This is a genomic window from Streptosporangium sp. NPDC000095 (assembly GCF_042899335.1).
Lineage (GTDB): Bacteria > Actinomycetota > Actinomycetes > Streptosporangiales > Streptosporangiaceae > Streptosporangium.
Window position 1 is genome coordinate 118,323 of the sequence record NZ_JBIAZS010000007.1, and the last position, 15,589, is coordinate 133,911.

Consider the following 15,589-nt stretch of genomic DNA (forward strand, 5'->3'; position numbering starts at 1 on the left):
CGTTCACCCCCGGCGCAAGCCGTCCGCTCAGAGCAGACGGCTCGCGATCGGGGGGTGCTCCAGCAGGTGCACCCGGGCGGTGCCGATGTCGAAGTACAGGCCGACCAGTTCCAGGTGCCCGGCGCGGAACAGCCGGTCCACCTGCGGGTAGGTCCGCAGGTTCTCCAACTGCTGGATCACGTTGACCCGGCAGAGACGGTCCAGCGGTCCGTCGTCCTCACCGGCGCTCTCACCCGCGATGAACCGCGCCAGCGTGTGGTTGCCGTGGCGCAGCCAGCGGCCGAGCGCGGGCAGATCCGCCGCCTTCTCGCCGCCGCTGAGCATCGTGGCCATCGCCCCGCAGCCCGAGTGCCCGCAGACCGTGATGGTGCGGACGTTGAGCGCGTTCGTCGCGTACTCGATCGTCGCCGCCACCGAGTCGTCCGCCGGTACCGACCCCAGCCGGGGCACCAGGTTGCCGATGTTGCGGACGGTGAACAGGTCGCCGGGGCCGCTGGCGGTGATCAGGTTCGGCACGATGCGGGAGTCGGCGCAGGTGATGAAGAGATGCGAGGGCTCCTGCCCGCGGGCCATGTCGTGCAGAAGAGGGCGGACCAGCGGTGCCGTACGCCGGTGGAACTCCCGCGCCCCGGCGAGCAGATTGGGCACGGCGGGACTGTCGCCGCGGGGCGCCTGCCGGGCGGCGGCCTGCGGCCCGCGGCCCGTCCCCTGCCCGTTACGCCGGTGCGACCAGGGCAACCACCACCGGTCGGGGGCGCGCGGCGGGGTCTTGGCCGGGAACACCCTGGCCCCGCTGGCCGCCATGGCGTACCACTCGTCATGGATCTCGTCGATGTCCACGGTCCCGCCGCCGCGCTCGTGCTCGTTCCGCCAGTTGTGAATGGCCTCGAAGGCCGCGTTGTCCATGAAGTCGATGTTCAGATCGAGGTCGACCGCGGTCCCCGCGGGGATGGCACGCAACTCCGAGGTGAGCGTGGGCACCCCCAGGAAGGTGAGGGAGCCGCCGATCACCACGTGCCAGCGGCCGTCCGGCTCGGCCGTCGCCCGCACGGTCACCCGGGTGAGGCGGCGCAACGCGAACAGTGCGGCGAGGCCGAAACCGACCAGCACGCCCTCGGCGAGGCCGAGCAACACCACCCCGGCCATCGTGACGACGTACACCGGAACCTCGCTGTGGCCGCGCAGGTTGCGCAGATGCCCCATGTTGACCATCTGCACACCGATGAAGACCAGCAGCGCGGCCAGCGCCTCCATCGGGATCAGCGCGATCATCCATCCCAGCCCGACTGCGAACAACAGGATCCAGAACCCGTGCATGATCGTGGACCAGCGGCTTCGGGCACCGGCACGGACGTTGGTGGTGCTGCGGACGATGACCCCGGCCACGGGCAGTCCGCCCAGCGCGCCGGTCACCATGTTGGCCACGCCCTGGCCGGTGAGCTCCCTGTCGAGGTCGGAGCGCCTGCCGTCGTGCAGTTTGTCGACCGCCACCGAGCAGAGCAGTGACTCCACCCCGGCCAGCAGGGCCACGAGCAGCACCGCCCCGATGATCCCGTGCCAGTCGCCCTTGGGCCAGACGGGTCCGGCCCAGGCGTCCAGGCCGGCCGACAGATCGATCCTGGTGACCTCCCAGCCGAGCGCCCAGGCGGTCACCGAGGAGGCGAGCAGGGCCGCCAGCGGCGCGGGGATGGTCCGCAACTGCTGCGGCAGGCGCGTCCAGGCGATCAGGACCGCGATGGTGAGCAGGCCGACGAAGACGGCGTGCGTGTGGTTGTGGATGATCTGCTGGGGCAGCTCGATCAGGTTCTCGATCGCGGAGCGCTGCGGGCTCCCGCCGAGCACCACGTGCAACTGGGCGAGGGCGATCACCACCCCCACCCCCGCCAGCATGCCGTGGACCACGGCGGGGGAGACCGCGAGCGCGGAACGGGCGACCCGGCAGAGACCCAGCAGTAGTTGCAGAACGCCCGCGAGTAAAGTGATCATGCAGGTGGCCCGCCAGCCGTACGTCACCACAAGATCGGCGACCACCAGGGAGAGCCCTGCCGCGGGCCCGCTCACCTGCACGACGGAACCGCCCAGGAAACCCGCCACCACGCCGCCCACCACGCCGGCGACGAGGCCCGCCGCCAGTGGCGCTCCCGAGGCGACCGCGATGCCCAGTGAGAGGGGCAGGGCCACCAGGAAGACCACCAGGGAGGCGGGCAGATCATGCCTCAGTACGGCGCCAAGGCCACTCTTTGTCAGAACACCGTCGCTCTTCGTGTCCGTCTCCATGGGGCAGACCTTACGGTGCTGCCCCGCGACACCTGGGTGTTTACCCGAGGCCTTTACGGAGGACGGAAAGAATCAGCGGTAATAGTCGGGGAAGTCGGGCTCCTGGACCCGGTGGTGGTTGCCGCGCGAGTTCGCCCGGCCTCGTGCGTCGGTGCCGGTGGCCCCCGAGGCCGCGGCCTCGGGGGCCGGTGCCGTGCCGTAGAGCTCGCCGTAGCTCGGCCAGCTCGTCGCGTCGCTCCCGTTGGGGGTGCCGGGCTCGGGCCACGCGGCCGGGCTGGCCGGGGTGGCGGGCCGGGGCTCGTAGCCGTATCCGCCCGCCGCCCCGCCCCGCGGGTCGGCCGGACGCTCAGGGGTGGGGGAGAAGGTCTTGGAAGGACCGGTGGAGGTGGAGACCGCCGGGCTCGGGCCGGTGACCGCGTCGTCCTCGAAGGTGGCCCAGCCCGAGCTGACCTCGTACGAGCCCGCGGGCGGAGCGCCGTACACCGGTGTCTGGTACGAGGAGTAGGACGGGGCGGGGTCGTCGAGGATGTCGGCGGTGTTGGCCGCCGGCCAGCCCCCCGACGAGGGGTTGGTGGCCTGCGCCCACGCGTTGTCCGTCACGTTGTCGACGGGCTTGGGCGGCTGCGGCGGGTTGCGGTAGGAGGCGGCGAGCGGGTCGGTCGCGGCGGGGAAGCCGCCGCTGGTCGTGGGGCCCATCGGGGGCATCGGGGGAGGCGTCGGGACGCCGCCACCGGCTGGACGGCCACCGGCGGGACCGGAGCGGGCGCCGGGGGTGCCGTTTGCCGGGGAAGCCGGGGAACCGGCGCCGCCGGGCCGGGAGGCCGCGTTCGCCGTGGAACCCGCGCCACGGCGGGAGTAGGGGCCGCCGAGAGGGTCGTTCAGCGGGTCGGGCCGGGACGGGCCACCGGCCGGGGTGGACCGGGATGTGCCGCCGCCCGAGGTGGGCCGGGGCGAGCCGCCGCCCGGGGTGGACTGGGCCGCCGGCTGGGAGGCCGCCCTGCTGCCGCCGCGACGGGAACCGGACCGGGAGGAGCGGGACTCGCCGAAGGCGCCGGGGGTGGGAGCCGCGAAGGTCACGGTCTTCTGCTCGGCGAGCGAGGCGGCCGTCGGAGCCGGGTTCGGCTGGACCGGGGCGACCAGGTCGGAGAGACCCGAGGGCAGGGAGGAGGAGGCGATGGCCGGCTCGGGGGTGGGCCTGGCCGGTGCGGCCGGGGGCCGCTGCGGGGTGTTGCGGGACGGCTGGGGCCTGGTCGGCAGCGGAGCCTGCACGGTCACCGCGTCGGCATCGACCTTCTGGCCTTCCTGCTCGACGGGACGGCTCGCGCCCATCCGGGCCGCCAGGGATCCTCCGAAACCACCCTCGTCGGCCTGGAGCCGTGTCCAGTAGTCGTCGTCGTAGTCGTCCACCTGGCCGAACTCGTTCATCCCTCGCTTGCCCCGAGAGCTCGGCGGCCGCGGCTGGCGCGGCGGCTTCGGCTCGTCGAACGGGGTCAGGTCGGGGGTGAAGTGGTTCATCTTCGGTTCTCTGGTGGCGAAGTCGTCGCTGGACATGGTCTGGGTCAGCGCCTCCTTCTCCGCCATCTCCCGCAGACGCTCCGGGGGAAGGGCGCTCTCTCTGCGGTTCATCGACCGCATTCCCAGTGCCACGACGACGAGCACGAGGAGCACGACGGCGACCAGGCTTACTACGACCGCGATCATTGCACCACCCTCAAGGCCATGGCCTTACAGCGGCGCCGGTGAGGTCGCGCGGCCATCGACGCGACCTTCCCCCATGCATCACCTGCGCTTGGACATTGGATCTGATTGTGTCGGACCACTATGAGCGTTGTCACACCCTAAGTGAAGAATTGGTAACCATTACTACCTCCGGTGTTTGGCCGGTCACTCGATGTGCGCCGCGGTGAGCCGTCCCCAGGCGATCGTCTTGTCCGCGATGCTCTTCAAGGTCTCCTCGAGGAGGGCTCCCTTACGAAGCTCGACCTTGCTGGTGAGCGCGTAGACAGTGAAACGATAGTTCTCCTGGGCGTCGCACGGAGGGCTATAGCCCACCTTGCCGTTCGTCGTGCTCCCTTCGACGGCGCCCACCGGAACGCTACCCTCTGGTAACTCGTTGGTGCGCGGATCGATGTCGAAAACGACCCAGTTCACCTCGCCACCCGTCCGGGAGTTGCTGTCCACCACGATCGCGACGGACTTCGTGCCCTCCGGCACACGCGACCAGCGCAGTGGCGGGTTGCCGACCGAACCCTTGCACGAGTAGTCGGACGGCAGGGGGCCACCGTCTCTGACCTGAGGACTGGAGACGCTGATCGGCTCCAGTTGCAACCGTTCGGCGGAGGCCATGCCGCAGCCCGAGGACATGACGACGAGCGCCGTGGCCACCGCCACTCTCGGGGTGTGCCACGGGCGGCGCGTAGACGTTTTCGGCTGCCCCATGCCCGATGATGCTACGCGTGTCTGGAAGATGCGCAGACCGGATCGCGAGGTTCGGCGGCGGGAAAAAAGCCGGAAATCAGGGTAAATCGAGGGATGGAAGGGGTTGGAGTGACTTCCAAAACGAGTTTCATCGGACCGCTCGAGGGCCACGGTGACTCGTCGGCGTCCCACCGGTGGCCCATCGCTGATCCGAGGTGAGCCCTGAGGGCCTCAGTCGCCGCCCAGCTCTCGGTAGGGCTTCCTGAGCAGGTCGACCAACGGGATGTGCCGCACCTTGACCGCGGGTGGTTCAAGTGCCCGCAGCAGCAGGTCGGCGGGGGCTCCGGTGCTGTCGGGCCGGGGGCGCAGGCGGTGCAGGGAGACGGCGGGGGAGTAGAAGTCCCCGATCCGCTCCTCGAAGGTCCGCTCGCCGAACGGCCTGTCGCCGGATCCGGAGTCGTTCACGTCAGCTCACCGCCCCGGGACCGAGCAGGAACAACTCGCGCAGCTGGTCGGTGGACAGGTCGGTGATCCAGTCCTCGCCGGCGCCGACCACGCTCTGGGCGAGGGCCTTCTTGCGTTCGATCATCTCGTCGATCCGTTCTTCCAGGGTGCCGAGGCAGATGAACTTTCTGACCTGGACGTTTCTGGTCTGGCCGATCCGGAAGGCCCGGTCGGTGGCCTGGTCTTCGACGGCGGGGTTCCACCAGCGGTCGACGTGGACGACGTGGGTGGCGGCGGTGAGGTTCAGGCCGGTGCCGGCGGCCTTGAGCGATAGCAGGAACAGCATCGGCTCGTCGTCGTTCTGGAAGCGCTCGACGAGCGCCTCGCGCCTGTTCTTGGGCAGTGCGCCGTGCAGCCACAGCACCGGCCGGTCCAGGTGGGCGGCGAGATAGGGCTGCAGCATGGCGCCGAACGCGGCGTACTGGGTGAAGACCAGGGCCTTGTCGCCCTCCTGGACGATCTCCTCGGCGAGCTCCTCCAGCCGGGCGAGCTTGCCCGACCGGCCCGCCAGCCGTGAACCGTCCTTGAGCAACTGGGCGGGATGGTTGCAGACCTGTTTGAGCTTCGTCATGGTCGCGAGCACGTTGCCCCGCCGCTCGATGCCCCTGGAGGCGTCGATCCTGTCCAGCATCTCGCCGGTCACCGCCCTGTACAGCTCGGCCTGCTCGGGGGTGAGCGTGCACCAGACCTTCATCTCCTGCTTGTCCGGCAGGTCGGAGATGATCGACCGGTCGGTCTTGAGACGCCGCAGCACGAACGGGCCTGTGGCCCGCTTCAGCGCCGCGGTGGCGTCGGGGTCACGCCGCGTCTCGATCGGCTCCTGGTAACGGGTCCTGAAGCGCCTGGCCGGGCCGAGCAGGCCCGGGTTGCAGAATTCCATGATCGACCAGAGCTCCGCCAGATGGTTCTCCACCGGCGTGCCGGTCAGCGCGAGCCGGGTGCGGGCCGGGATGGAGCGCACCGCCCTGGACTGCCGCGCCGAGCTGTTCTTGATCGCCTGCGCCTCGTCGCAGACCACCCGCTCCCAGCCCAGGCCCGCGAGCGCCCCCAGGTCCCGCAGCGCGGTGCCGTACGTGGTGACGACCAGGTCGGCCTCCCGCACGGCGGCGGCGAGCTCCTCGTCGCGCCTGCGCGCGCCGCCGTGGTGGACGTGGACACGCAGCGAGGGGGCGAATCTGGACGCCTCCTTCTGCCAGTTGCCGAGCAGCGACATCGGGCAGATCAGCAGCGTCGGGGCGGGCGTACCGCTCTCGCGCTCGGAGAGCAGGAGCGAGAGGGTGGAGACGGTCTTGCCGAGCCCCATGTCGTCGGCGAGGATTCCCCCCAGGCCGAGCCCGGAGAGGAAGCTCAGCCAGGACAGGCCGCGCTCCTGGTAGGGGCGGAGAGACCCGCGCAGCGCCCGTGGCGTGGGCACCGGGGTGAGGCGGCGGTCGGCCTCGCCGGAGAGAAGATCGCCCAGAAGGCCGTCGGCGTCGACCGCGATCAGCGGCAGCCTCTCGTCGCCGCCCTCCACGACCTCGCGGATCACCTCGCCGACGGTCCTCTCGCCGCCGCCACGCTCCTCGATCACCTTCAGAGCCGCCTTGACCTGCTGGTCGTCCAGCTCCACCCAGCGGTCCTCGACCCGCACCAGGGGGATGCGGAGCCCGGCCAGCTCGGCCAGCTCCTCCGCGCCGATCGTATGGTCGCCGACGGCGACGTCCAGTCGGACGCTCACCCGCCCGCCGAGCCCGGCCCCCTCGCCCTCGCCGCCGGTGAGCGCGCGGGTGGTCAGCTTCAGGCCCAGCCCTTGGCGCCCTGCCCAGGAGGGCAGCCGTACGCCGTATCCCGCGGCCCTGAGCATGGGCGCGCCGTTGCGGAGGAACGAGAACGCCCACGCCGTCTCGACCGTGAGGGTGACCGGCTCGGGTGCGCGCAGCGCGATGTGGAGGTCGGGATGGAGACGCACGGCCCGGCCGAGATCGGCGCGGATCAGCTCCTCGGGCCGCTCGGGCAGCCACGGCGCCCGCTCGCCGGCGCGGATTCGCTCGACCGGCAGGTAGGCGTCCGGGTCGCCCGCCGGTGCGAGGCCGAACTCGACCCTCCAGGAGTCGCCGTCGCCGGCGGGCTCGATCAGCCGGAAACAGACCCTGACCGGCCCGCCCAGCTCGTGTGCCGCGTCGAACCAGCCGGTCAGGGCCTTGCCGAGCGCCGCCACCTCGTCCGGCCTCGCACCGGGGAGTGAGGCGTCCTCGGCGGTCAGTGCGTACAGCCAGCGATCGGCCAGGGCGGTCTTGGGGCCGGGACGGTTGCCGAGGATGAGCCGGCCGGGCAGCGACAGCCGCGCCGCGCCGTCGACCAGGGCGTCCAGTGCCTCGGCCAGCACCTCCCTCGGAGGTCTCTCGTGGGCCACGGCCCTGCACACCGGTGGCATCGCGTCGGCGAGGCCGGGCAGCGCGGCCAGGTCGGCGCCGGTCAGCACCGGGCGCCAGCGGGCCGCGTGGACGTCCCCCTCGAAGGCGAGCTGAGGCAGAATCCGGCCGCGCCTGACCAGGCCGCGAGCGTGCTCGGCGACCACGGCGAGGTAGCGCAGGGAGAGGGCGGGCTCCCACACGGGCTCCCACGTGGGGTCCTCCGCGCCGCGTCCGCTCCCGGAGACGAGATCGGAAGGGGTGGGGCCCGGATCCGGCAGCGAGCCGAGCAGACGGAGCGCATCGGCCGGATGGAAGAGCAGGGCGGGCACCCGCCAGGCAGAGATCCTGGGTCTCCGCGCCCGGCTCGCGAGGCCGGACTCGGGAGAGGGCAGAGGGCCCGAGGCCGAACCGGGAAGCAGGACGACGAGTTCCCCTTCGACGGCCGTGGTGTTGGTCAGGACCGTGACGGTCCCGGTGCCCGTGACGCCTGGGAGGTGTGCGGCGGCGGGGACGCCCGCGACGGCGGGGATGCCCGAGATGCCCGGGACGGCCCCCTGAGGCGCCGTCCCGCCCCCGCGGGCCCCGTCGGCACCTCGGGGAAGGGGGGCGTCCGAAACCTTGCTCAGAGTGGCATTTAGCGCCTCTCCGTAATGATCACCTGGAATTCCGCCGATTCCGCTCAGGGCCGCGGCCAACGCGGCCGTGGACGCCGCGAAGGGATGCGGGCGAAGAGCGGCGCGGGAAACGGACGTCGAGGTCTGGGCGGTGTCCTCGGCCCAGACACCCACGAGCCCGTTCACCCACGCGCCATGGACCACGAGCACCTGACCACACCCCTGGTTCTGCTGATTCCGGTTCGTCACCATGTGGCGGACGCGAACACCCCCGCGAGTCCGGCCTGCCGACAGATTAGACGTGGCTGCGGAACGCGCGGATCGCCAGAGGCGCGAAGACCAGGGCGAAACCCGCGGCCCAGAGCAGCGAGAAGAGGGTGGCCTGGCCGATGTCGCCACCGATGAGAAGACCGCGGATGGCGTCCGCCAGGTGCGTGACGGGATTGATGTCCGACCAGGTCTTCAGCCAGGACGGGAAGGTGGCGGAGGGCACCAGCGCGCTGCTAGTGAAGGTGAGCGGCATCATCGTGGAGAAGGCGATCATCTGCACCTTCTCGGGACTGGAGGCCTTCAGGCCGATCAGCACCGACATCCAGGACATGGCCAGGGCGACCACGACCAGCAGGGCGAGGGCACCCAGCAGGCCGAAGACACTGGTGGTCACCCGGAAACCCAGCACCATGCCGAAACCGATCAGCAGGGCGAACGCCCACATCTGCTTGACGGTGTCGGCGATGATGCGCCCCGACAGCGGCGCGGTGCGGGCGATGGGCAGGCTGCGCAGCCGGTCGAAGACCCCCTTGGTGATGTCGGTGTTGAGGCCGATGGCGGTGGACAGGGTGTAGAACAGGGCGTTCTGCACGAGCAGGCCGGGCAGGGCGAACTGCAGGTAGTCGCCGGTGGACCCGGAGATGGCGCCGCCGAAGACGTAGGTGAACAGCAGCAGGAACATGATGGGCTGGATGCTCAGGTCCAGCAGCTCCCACGGGTTGTGCTTGATCTGGACCAGACTGCGCCAGGCGAGCGTCATGGTCTGCTGCAGCGTGGCCAGGGGCGTGACGCGCTTGGCGGCCACCTGCGGGATGGTCGTCGTCAGCGTGGTCATGCGAAGGCCTCTTCCTTGCGCGGGCTGTCCTCGCCGTCGGGGGCACCGTCCTCGTCCGGCAGGTGGCCGGTGAGGGACAGGAACACCTCGTCCAGGCTGGACTTGCGCAGCGCGAGCTCCGAGGCGGTGACGCCCCGGTCGTCGAGGAGGCGCACGATCGCGGGGACGACGGCGGGGTCGTGAACGGCGGCGGTGGCCTTGCCCCCGCCGAGGTCGGGCATCTCACCGAGCACGTCGGCCATGATCGTGCCGACGAGCTGGAGGTGCTCGGTGAGCATGGGGCGCACCTCCAGGACCTGGGCGCCGGTGGTCGCCTTGAGCTCGTCGGAGGTGCCGGAGGCGATGACCTTGCCGTGGTCGAAGACGACGATGTCGTCGGCGAGCTGGTCGGCCTCCTCCAAATACTGGGTGGTGAGCAACACGGTCACGCCGTCGGCCATCAGGCCGCGCACCACGTTCCACAGATCGGTGCGGCTGCGCGGGTCGAGCCCGGTGGTGGGCTCGTCGAGGAAGAGCACCTGAGGACGGCCGACCAGGCTGGCGGCGAGGTCAAGGCGGCGGCGCATGCCGCCGGAGTAGGTCTTGGTGGCACGTCCTCCTGCGTCCGACAGGTCGAAACGCTTCAACAACTCGCCGGCGCGCGCCCGGGACTCGGCACGCGTCTGGCCCAGCAGGCGGCCGATCATCATCAGGTTCTCGACGCCGGTGAGCATCTCGTCGACGGCGGCGTACTGCCCCGTCAGGCCGATCAGCGAGCGCACCTGGTGGGCCTGGCGCGTCACGTCGTAGCCTCCGACGCTGGCGGTGCCCGCGTCGGGACGCAGCAACGTCGCCAGGACGCGCACCGCGGTGGTCTTGCCGGCCCCGTTGGGGCCCAGCACGCCCAGCAGACGTCCCTGCGGTACGACGAGATCCACCCCGTCGAGCGCGCGGGTCTTCCCGTAATGCTTCACCAGGCCCTCGGCCTGGATCGCGTAGGTCATCGTTCACGCCTCTCCGTAGTCACGGATCTCCAGCATGCCCTGTGCCACCGACACTTCTTCGACCTCCGGCCGGGGCGAAGGCGGTGAATCGCCCCGCCTTCGCCCCGGTGTCCGCGGGAGCCCCTTCCGTGACACGACCGGAACGCCCTTCGGGACAGGAGCGTTTAGGCTGACAGCGTGAGCGACCGAGTCGATGAGCACAGCGCGACCCTCGGGGGAAGCGAGAGGGCCGAGGCGGGCGATCCGCCGGGTGGGCGCCGCCTGGGTGTTCCCCTTCGCGCCCCCGCCAACCCGGTCTCCCGCAAGGCCATCGTTCTGTGGCTGCTGGACGGGCTGTTCTGGTCCGTGCTTCTGGTCGTGGGCTCCTTCACCCTGGCCGGGTGGATCGCCGACGATCGGTGGCCCTGGCTACCCGGCTGGGTGCTCGAGAACATCGGGTGGCTGCCGTGGCTGATGGTGTTGCTGCTGATCCCCGGCACGCTCGTCGAGCCGTTCTGGCGGTACGCCGTGCACCGCTGGGAGCTCAGCGGGGACGTCGTCTACGCCCGTTCCGGGTGGCTCAGCAGGGAGTGGGTGTTCGTCCCCGTCAGCAGGATCCAGACGGTCGACAAGGCACAGGGCTGGTTCGAGCGCATGCTGGGGCTGGCCACGGTCGAGATCCGCACCGCCTCGCACGCGGGCTCGTCCACGATCAAGGGTCTTGAGTACGGGGTCGCCGCCGAGCTGGCCGAGGGCCTCGCCCGGCGCGCCGAGGAGCTCAGGGACGACGCGACGTGACCGACTCCTCCCCCGATTCCCCCGATCGTCCACCGGCAGGGCGTACGCCCGGCGAGCGCCCACCGGCCGGATCCGGTCCGCGGACCGGGCCGGACGGTCCAGAGGCGGGCGCGTGGGTCGCGCCCGACGGAGGCGGGCCGGACGCGCCGCATTCGCCGCCCGTCCGAACCGGTGCGGGACCGGAGCATCCACATGTGCCCGACGGTGACATGGGCGATGGCAAGGACGGTGGCGCGGCAGGCGTCCCACCTGGCCGAGACGGTGGCGGGCCGGTTGGCCCACACCTCCAGGGTGGCGCCGGGCCGGGTGGCCCACACCTCCAGGGTGGCGCCGGGCCCGGTGTCCCGCACGGCCGGGCCGGCGGCGGCCCGGGTTTCCCGCGTGGGCCGGGCGGTGACATGGCCGGACCGGGAGCAGGACCGGGAGTCCCGCCGACGGAGAGACCTCTGAGGCTCAGCCCGAAGGTCCTGCTGACCGATCCGATCCGGATGCTGCCCTCGCTGCTCCTGCCGCTCGCCGGTCTGCTGTTCCTCGGCGGCTTCTCCCCGGGATCCTTCGGGTGGGCCGGGACGGCGGTCGTCGGCTCCGTCGTGTTCGCGGCCGCGCGCTGGCTCACCTTCACCTACCAGATCGTCGGTGACCGGCTGGAGCTCACCCGGTCACTGATCAGCAGGTCGGTGCGGACGATCCCTCTGGAGCGGATCCGTGGCGTCGACGTCAGCGCCCCGCCGCTGCACCGTCTGCTCGGCATCGCCGTTCTCAGGATCGACACCGGCGCGAGCGGCGACGAGAAGCAGGAGGGCGAACTCGACGGGGTCACCGTCGAGGAGGGGGAGCGACTCAAGGCCGTGCTGCTCTGGCACGCCCGTGCCCGGACGGCGAGACGCGTCCAGGCGCGTGGAGCGGCGTCGGCGGCCGGTGCCGGCTCCGATGAGCTCGCGGCAGGTGCGCCCGATCCATCCGGTGTGTCCGCCGGGGTGCGGGAGGAGCCGGCCGGATCCTCCACCCGCCACGAGGTGGGCGACACGACCCCCGAGCGGGTGTTCTTCGTGATGCCGAGGAAGTGGCTCGTGTACGGCCCTCTCTCCGGCGCCTACCTGCTCACCCCCTTCGCGCTGGTGGCCGGTGCCGTGGGCGCGGCGTTCCAGTGGGGCAGCGAGCTCAGAGTCGACAGACGGGTCGTGCTGGACTTCGGGGAGTGGCTCTGGGGGCATCCGCTCCTGCTCGTCGCGGCCCTGATCCTGCTGTTCCTGGCGATGCCGGTGATCGCCGCGATCATGTACGCGGTGTTCAACTGGAACTTCACCCTCCGCGCCGCCGAGGGATACCTGATCGCCGGGCGCGGTCTGGTCACGCACAGGAACGTCTCTCTGGAGCGGCGCAGGGTGCGGGGATTCGAGTTCGTCGAGGGGCCTGCCGAGCGCTGGGCGGGGCTGGGCCGCGCGTGGGCGATCGTGACCGGTCTCGGCGACTCGGAGACCAGGGGCCAGCTGATGCCCGTCGCCCCGAGGGACACCGTGCTCGAGGTGGTGGGCGAGGCGATCGGCCCGATCGCCTCGGGGCTGCGGCCACACCCGCCGGCGGCGCGCAGGCGCAGGCTGTTCAGGGCGATCTTCCCGTGGCTGGTGATCGCCGCGTGTGCGGTGACGGCCGCCTGGACGTGGTCCGGGTTCTGGTGGGCGCTCGCGGTGCCGGCCCTGCTTCTCGCGCTGCTGGGCGTCCCGCTCGGTCTCGATCGCTACCGCTCCCTCGGGCACACGTACGACGGGAGCCGTCTGTCGGTCCGGTCGGGGTCGCTGCGGCGTTCCCAGGCGGTGGTGGAGCAGCGGGCCGTGGTCGGCTGGACCCTGAGGCAGACCTGGTTCCAGCGTCGCGCCGGTCTGCTGACCGTGATCGCGGGCGTGGGGGCGGGCACCGGTGGCTACCCGGCCGTCGACGTCGGCGAGGCGGAGGGACCGGCCTTCGCCGCCGAGGTCACCCCCGCCTGGCTCGCCCCGTTCCTCGTCCCGCACGCGCCCGCGACTCCGGGGACCTCCGGCAGCCCGGAGCCCTCCCCGTCCGGCGGGCGGCTCTCGCCCTGAGGGGGCCTTTCCGAGGCCTTCTCGTTCTTGCGGCGGGCCGGGGTCTCGCGGCGCCGAAACCCGGAAGGCCCGCCTCTCGGGGACCTCTCACCCCCTCGTGTCCACGACCGTCGCCGAGGTCGTGGGGGCGGCCGCACGCATCCGGCGTCCCGGGTCGTCGCCGAGGTGGACGGCCCCTCGGGTCCAGGGCCTGCGACGACGAGGCGGGGGTGACCGGGAACCCCGGTCACCCCCGCCTCGGTGCGGTGCGGTTCAGTCCTGGCGGCGGGCGCCGAACATGATCTCGTCCCAGGTGGGCACGGACGCGCGCCGCCCCCTGGACTTCTTGGCGGGCCGGGCCGGAGCCGGTGCGGGCTTCGGCGGCTCCGCGGGCTTCTCCGCGGCGGGCTTGTCGGCCTTGGTCTCCTGCATCGCCCCCGTGTCCCCCTGTGTCTCCTGCTTGCCAGGCGCGGTCTTGGCCCGCTTGTCCACGCTGACGCGCGCCGCGGGTACGGCTATCGAACCCTCCTGGGCCGTTCCGGTCTCGGGAACGGGTTCGGAGGCGGGGGTCTCCTTCTCCGCTTCCGAGGGGACCTGCTCGGTGGCCCTGCCGGTCGCGGGGGAACGCTGGTCGGCGGGGTCGGACAGGGCGGCGGCCGGAGCGGTCACGGCCGGTTCCGGCGCGGCGGAGGGCGAGGGGTTCGCGCTCTCGGTGCTCTCGGGGGCCTCCGGAGCCTTCGCGACCTCCTCGGGCTCTTCGGCCTTCGTGGCCTCCGGAGCCTTCGCCGCCTCGGGAGGCGGCGTGACCTGCGACTCCTTCGTCGTCTCGGGAGCACGCTCGGTCTCGGCGGCCCTCATCGCGGCGGGCTCGGCCGTACCGTCCTGCCCCGGGATCGCCTCCTCGGGCCCCTGGGGAAGGAGGTCTCCCCGCGCGGCGGCGGATCCGCGTGCGGCGGTCGCCTGCTCCGGCGTGGTCGCCGTGGACGGCTCGGACGCCGTCACGGAGGGCTGCGAGGTGACGGCGGGTGCCGAGGGCTCCGGAGCGGACAGCGGCTCGTACGAAGCCGGCGCGACCGGCTCGTACGGAGCCGGGTACGCGGCGGGAGGTTCGGGCAGCACGGGCTCGGGAGGCTTGACCCGCGTGACGGGACCGGAGTCCTGGGCCACGGGCTCCGGCGCCCTTTCCTGCTGGTATCCGGCGGGGTCGGGGGCGCGTAGCGGCGGCACCGTCACCCTTGGAGCCTCGTATCCGGCGGGGAGCGGGGGCATGGGCGGCTGCTGGTAGGCGGCCGGGGACGCCGGAGACGCAGAGGGCGCAGAGGGCAGGGCAGGGGCCGCGGGCGAGGGGGATGCCTGAGGCGGCTGAGGTGTCGGGGACGCCGGGGACGCCGAAGACACTGCGGGGTCGGCCTGCGCGTAGGCGGGCCGGGGCTGGGCCGGGGTCTCGTGCCGCAGAACCGAGGGGAAGGCCACCGGAGGCTGGTTCAGCGGCTCCGGCGCCAGCGACGGCACCGGAGCGAGCTTGGCCACGCGCGGGACGAACGGTGTGACCGTGGTGTCCTCGAACGGCTCGACGTCCTCGCCGCTGGACAGCCGCAGCGCCTCGTCGTCGTGGGGCGTTATGTGACGCCGGCGCGGGTCGAAGAGCCACTCGGCGTTGCGCGTGTGACCGTTCCACACGAATCCGAGCTTGATGCGCCACATGTTGTCGTCCCGCTTGGCCGAATCCCATTCGATCTCGTCGGCGGGAACGCCTCGGCGGGTCAGCCGCTCGGCGACCAGGTCGCCGAGGGTGGGACCTGGAGCGGAGTCGCCCGGCAGGCGTACGGCGCAGCGCTGCGCCTGCTGTGCCATGTACTCACGTTCCTGGAGCACGGGGCCCTCGAACCACCGCACGCGCTCGACCGGGATGCCCGCCGTGTTGGCGATCTCCTCCGCGGTCTCGCCGGCACGGATCCGGGCCTGGATCTCCTTGGGGCGCAACGGACTCTCCACTTCGATCTCGTACTGGCCGAGACGGGAGAAGTTGCCGCGGACGGCAGCACGGAGCCGGTCGTCGACGGGCAGCGTGAACCGGGTACCCCGGCCGGCTGTCGCCAGCACGAGATAGGTCCCGTCCTCACTCACCGCGACGAGTCGGAGCTCCTGCATGCGAGTCCCTTCGTCGTCGTGCTCAATCTTCCCCCGGACCCTTGAGTCTCTCGCGTGTGCCGGTTGCCTGCCAGCACCGTACCCGGCATGTCCGAACATCGCCTTCCTGGATGGGGCTCGCAGCGATGTGACGCCGGTCACATTTGCTCCATTCATCTATTACAGGGCACCGGTCTGGAGCAGCGACTTCCGGGCCCTCAGGGGATTCTCACGGATAACTCCGGGAACCGCTGCGGACTTCCACCAAGAACCGGGAGATGGCGGTGAGGCCGGTCCGCCGGTTCGGGTGGGATATGCCGCGATCGCG

The 15,589-nt window shown here is 71.7% G+C and carries 11 protein-coding genes; 3 read left to right on the forward strand and 8 right to left on the reverse strand.

Annotation, left to right across the window (positions count from 1 at the left end; genetic code table 11):
* Positions 1-27: 27 nt before the first annotated feature.
* The 7 genes from ACFY3V_RS17760 to ACFY3V_RS17790 all read right to left on the reverse strand — a co-directional run bounded on the left by ACFY3V_RS17760 (position 28) and on the right by ACFY3V_RS17790 (position 10,294).
* A complete protein-coding gene (locus ACFY3V_RS17760) occupies positions 28-2,277 on the reverse strand; it encodes a bifunctional SulP family inorganic anion transporter/carbonic anhydrase (protein ID WP_362900332.1) in 2,250 nt (749 codons plus the stop codon).
* A 72-nt stretch (positions 2,278-2,349) separates the two neighbouring features.
* Positions 2,350-3,978, reverse strand: coding sequence for a hypothetical protein (locus ACFY3V_RS17765; protein ID WP_389774441.1), 1,629 nt, complete (start codon positions 3,976-3,978; stop codon positions 2,350-2,352).
* Positions 3,979-4,161: 183 nt separating this feature from the next.
* The gene (locus ACFY3V_RS17770) at positions 4,162-4,716 is read right to left on the reverse strand and encodes a YbhB/YbcL family Raf kinase inhibitor-like protein (RefSeq protein ID WP_350946628.1); all 555 of its coding nucleotides are present in this window, start codon (positions 4,714-4,716) and stop codon (positions 4,162-4,164) included.
* Positions 4,717-4,926: 210 nt separating this feature from the next.
* Complete coding sequence (locus tag ACFY3V_RS17775) at positions 4,927-5,160, reverse strand: hypothetical protein (RefSeq protein ID WP_362900328.1); 234 nt, start codon at positions 5,158-5,160, stop codon at positions 4,927-4,929.
* Position 5,161: 1 nt separating this feature from the next.
* Positions 5,162-8,416: a DEAD/DEAH box helicase gene (locus tag ACFY3V_RS17780; RefSeq protein ID WP_389774445.1), complete on the reverse strand. Its 3,255-nt coding sequence runs from the start codon at positions 8,414-8,416 to the stop codon at positions 5,162-5,164.
* An 85-nt stretch (positions 8,417-8,501) separates the two neighbouring features.
* Complete coding sequence (locus ACFY3V_RS17785; RefSeq protein WP_350946631.1) at positions 8,502-9,311, reverse strand: ABC transporter permease; 810 nt, start codon at positions 9,309-9,311, stop codon at positions 8,502-8,504.
* On the reverse strand, positions 9,308-10,294 hold the full coding sequence (locus ACFY3V_RS17790) for an ATP-binding cassette domain-containing protein (protein WP_362900323.1): 987 nt from the start codon (positions 10,292-10,294) through the stop codon (positions 9,308-9,310). Before ACFY3V_RS17790 ends, ACFY3V_RS17785 begins: the two co-directional genes overlap by 4 nt.
* Before the next feature lie 177 nt (positions 10,295-10,471).
* On the opposite strand from ACFY3V_RS17790, the gene ACFY3V_RS17795 reads away from it, so the two are divergent.
* From ACFY3V_RS17795 to ACFY3V_RS17805, 3 genes are all read left to right on the forward strand, one after another.
* Positions 10,472-11,071, forward strand: a complete 600-nt coding sequence (locus ACFY3V_RS17795) for a PH domain-containing protein (protein ID WP_362900321.1) — start codon at positions 10,472-10,474, stop codon at positions 11,069-11,071.
* A 216-nt stretch (positions 11,072-11,287) separates the two neighbouring features.
* A complete protein-coding gene (locus ACFY3V_RS17800; protein WP_389774449.1) occupies positions 11,288-11,521 on the forward strand; it encodes a hypothetical protein in 234 nt (77 codons plus the stop codon).
* A gap of 38 nt (positions 11,522-11,559) precedes the next feature.
* Positions 11,560-13,152, forward strand: coding sequence for a PH domain-containing protein (locus tag ACFY3V_RS17805; protein ID WP_389774452.1), 1,593 nt, complete (start codon positions 11,560-11,562; stop codon positions 13,150-13,152).
* A gap of 252 nt (positions 13,153-13,404) precedes the next feature.
* On the opposite strand, the gene sepH is transcribed toward ACFY3V_RS17805, so the two are convergent.
* Positions 13,405-15,282, reverse strand: a complete 1,878-nt coding sequence (sepH, locus tag ACFY3V_RS17810) for a septation protein SepH (protein WP_389774460.1) — start codon at positions 15,280-15,282, stop codon at positions 13,405-13,407.
* Positions 15,283-15,589 lie beyond the last annotated feature (307 nt).

Coding starts and splice junctions, on each gene's coding strand:
- ACFY3V_RS17790 (WP_362900323.1), bottom strand. CDS start 10,294: ATGACCTACGCGATCCAGGCCGAGGGCCTGGTGAAGCATTACGGGAAG.
- ACFY3V_RS17765 (WP_389774441.1), bottom strand. CDS start 3,978: ATGATCGCGGTCGTAGTAAGCCTGGTCGCCGTCGTGCTCCTCGTGCTC.
- ACFY3V_RS17800 (WP_389774449.1), top strand. CDS start 11,288: ATGGCAAGGACGGTGGCGCGGCAGGCGTCCCACCTGGCCGAGACGGTG.
- ACFY3V_RS17770 (WP_350946628.1), bottom strand. CDS start 4,716: ATGGGGCAGCCGAAAACGTCTACGCGCCGCCCGTGGCACACCCCGAGA.
- sepH (WP_389774460.1), bottom strand. CDS start 15,282: ATGCAGGAGCTCCGACTCGTCGCGGTGAGTGAGGACGGGACCTATCTC.
- ACFY3V_RS17805 (WP_389774452.1), top strand. CDS start 11,560: ATGCTGCCCTCGCTGCTCCTGCCGCTCGCCGGTCTGCTGTTCCTCGGC.
- ACFY3V_RS17785 (WP_350946631.1), bottom strand. CDS start 9,311: ATGACCACGCTGACGACGACCATCCCGCAGGTGGCCGCCAAGCGCGTC.
- ACFY3V_RS17760 (WP_362900332.1), bottom strand. CDS start 2,277: ATGGAGACGGACACGAAGAGCGACGGTGTTCTGACAAAGAGTGGCCTT.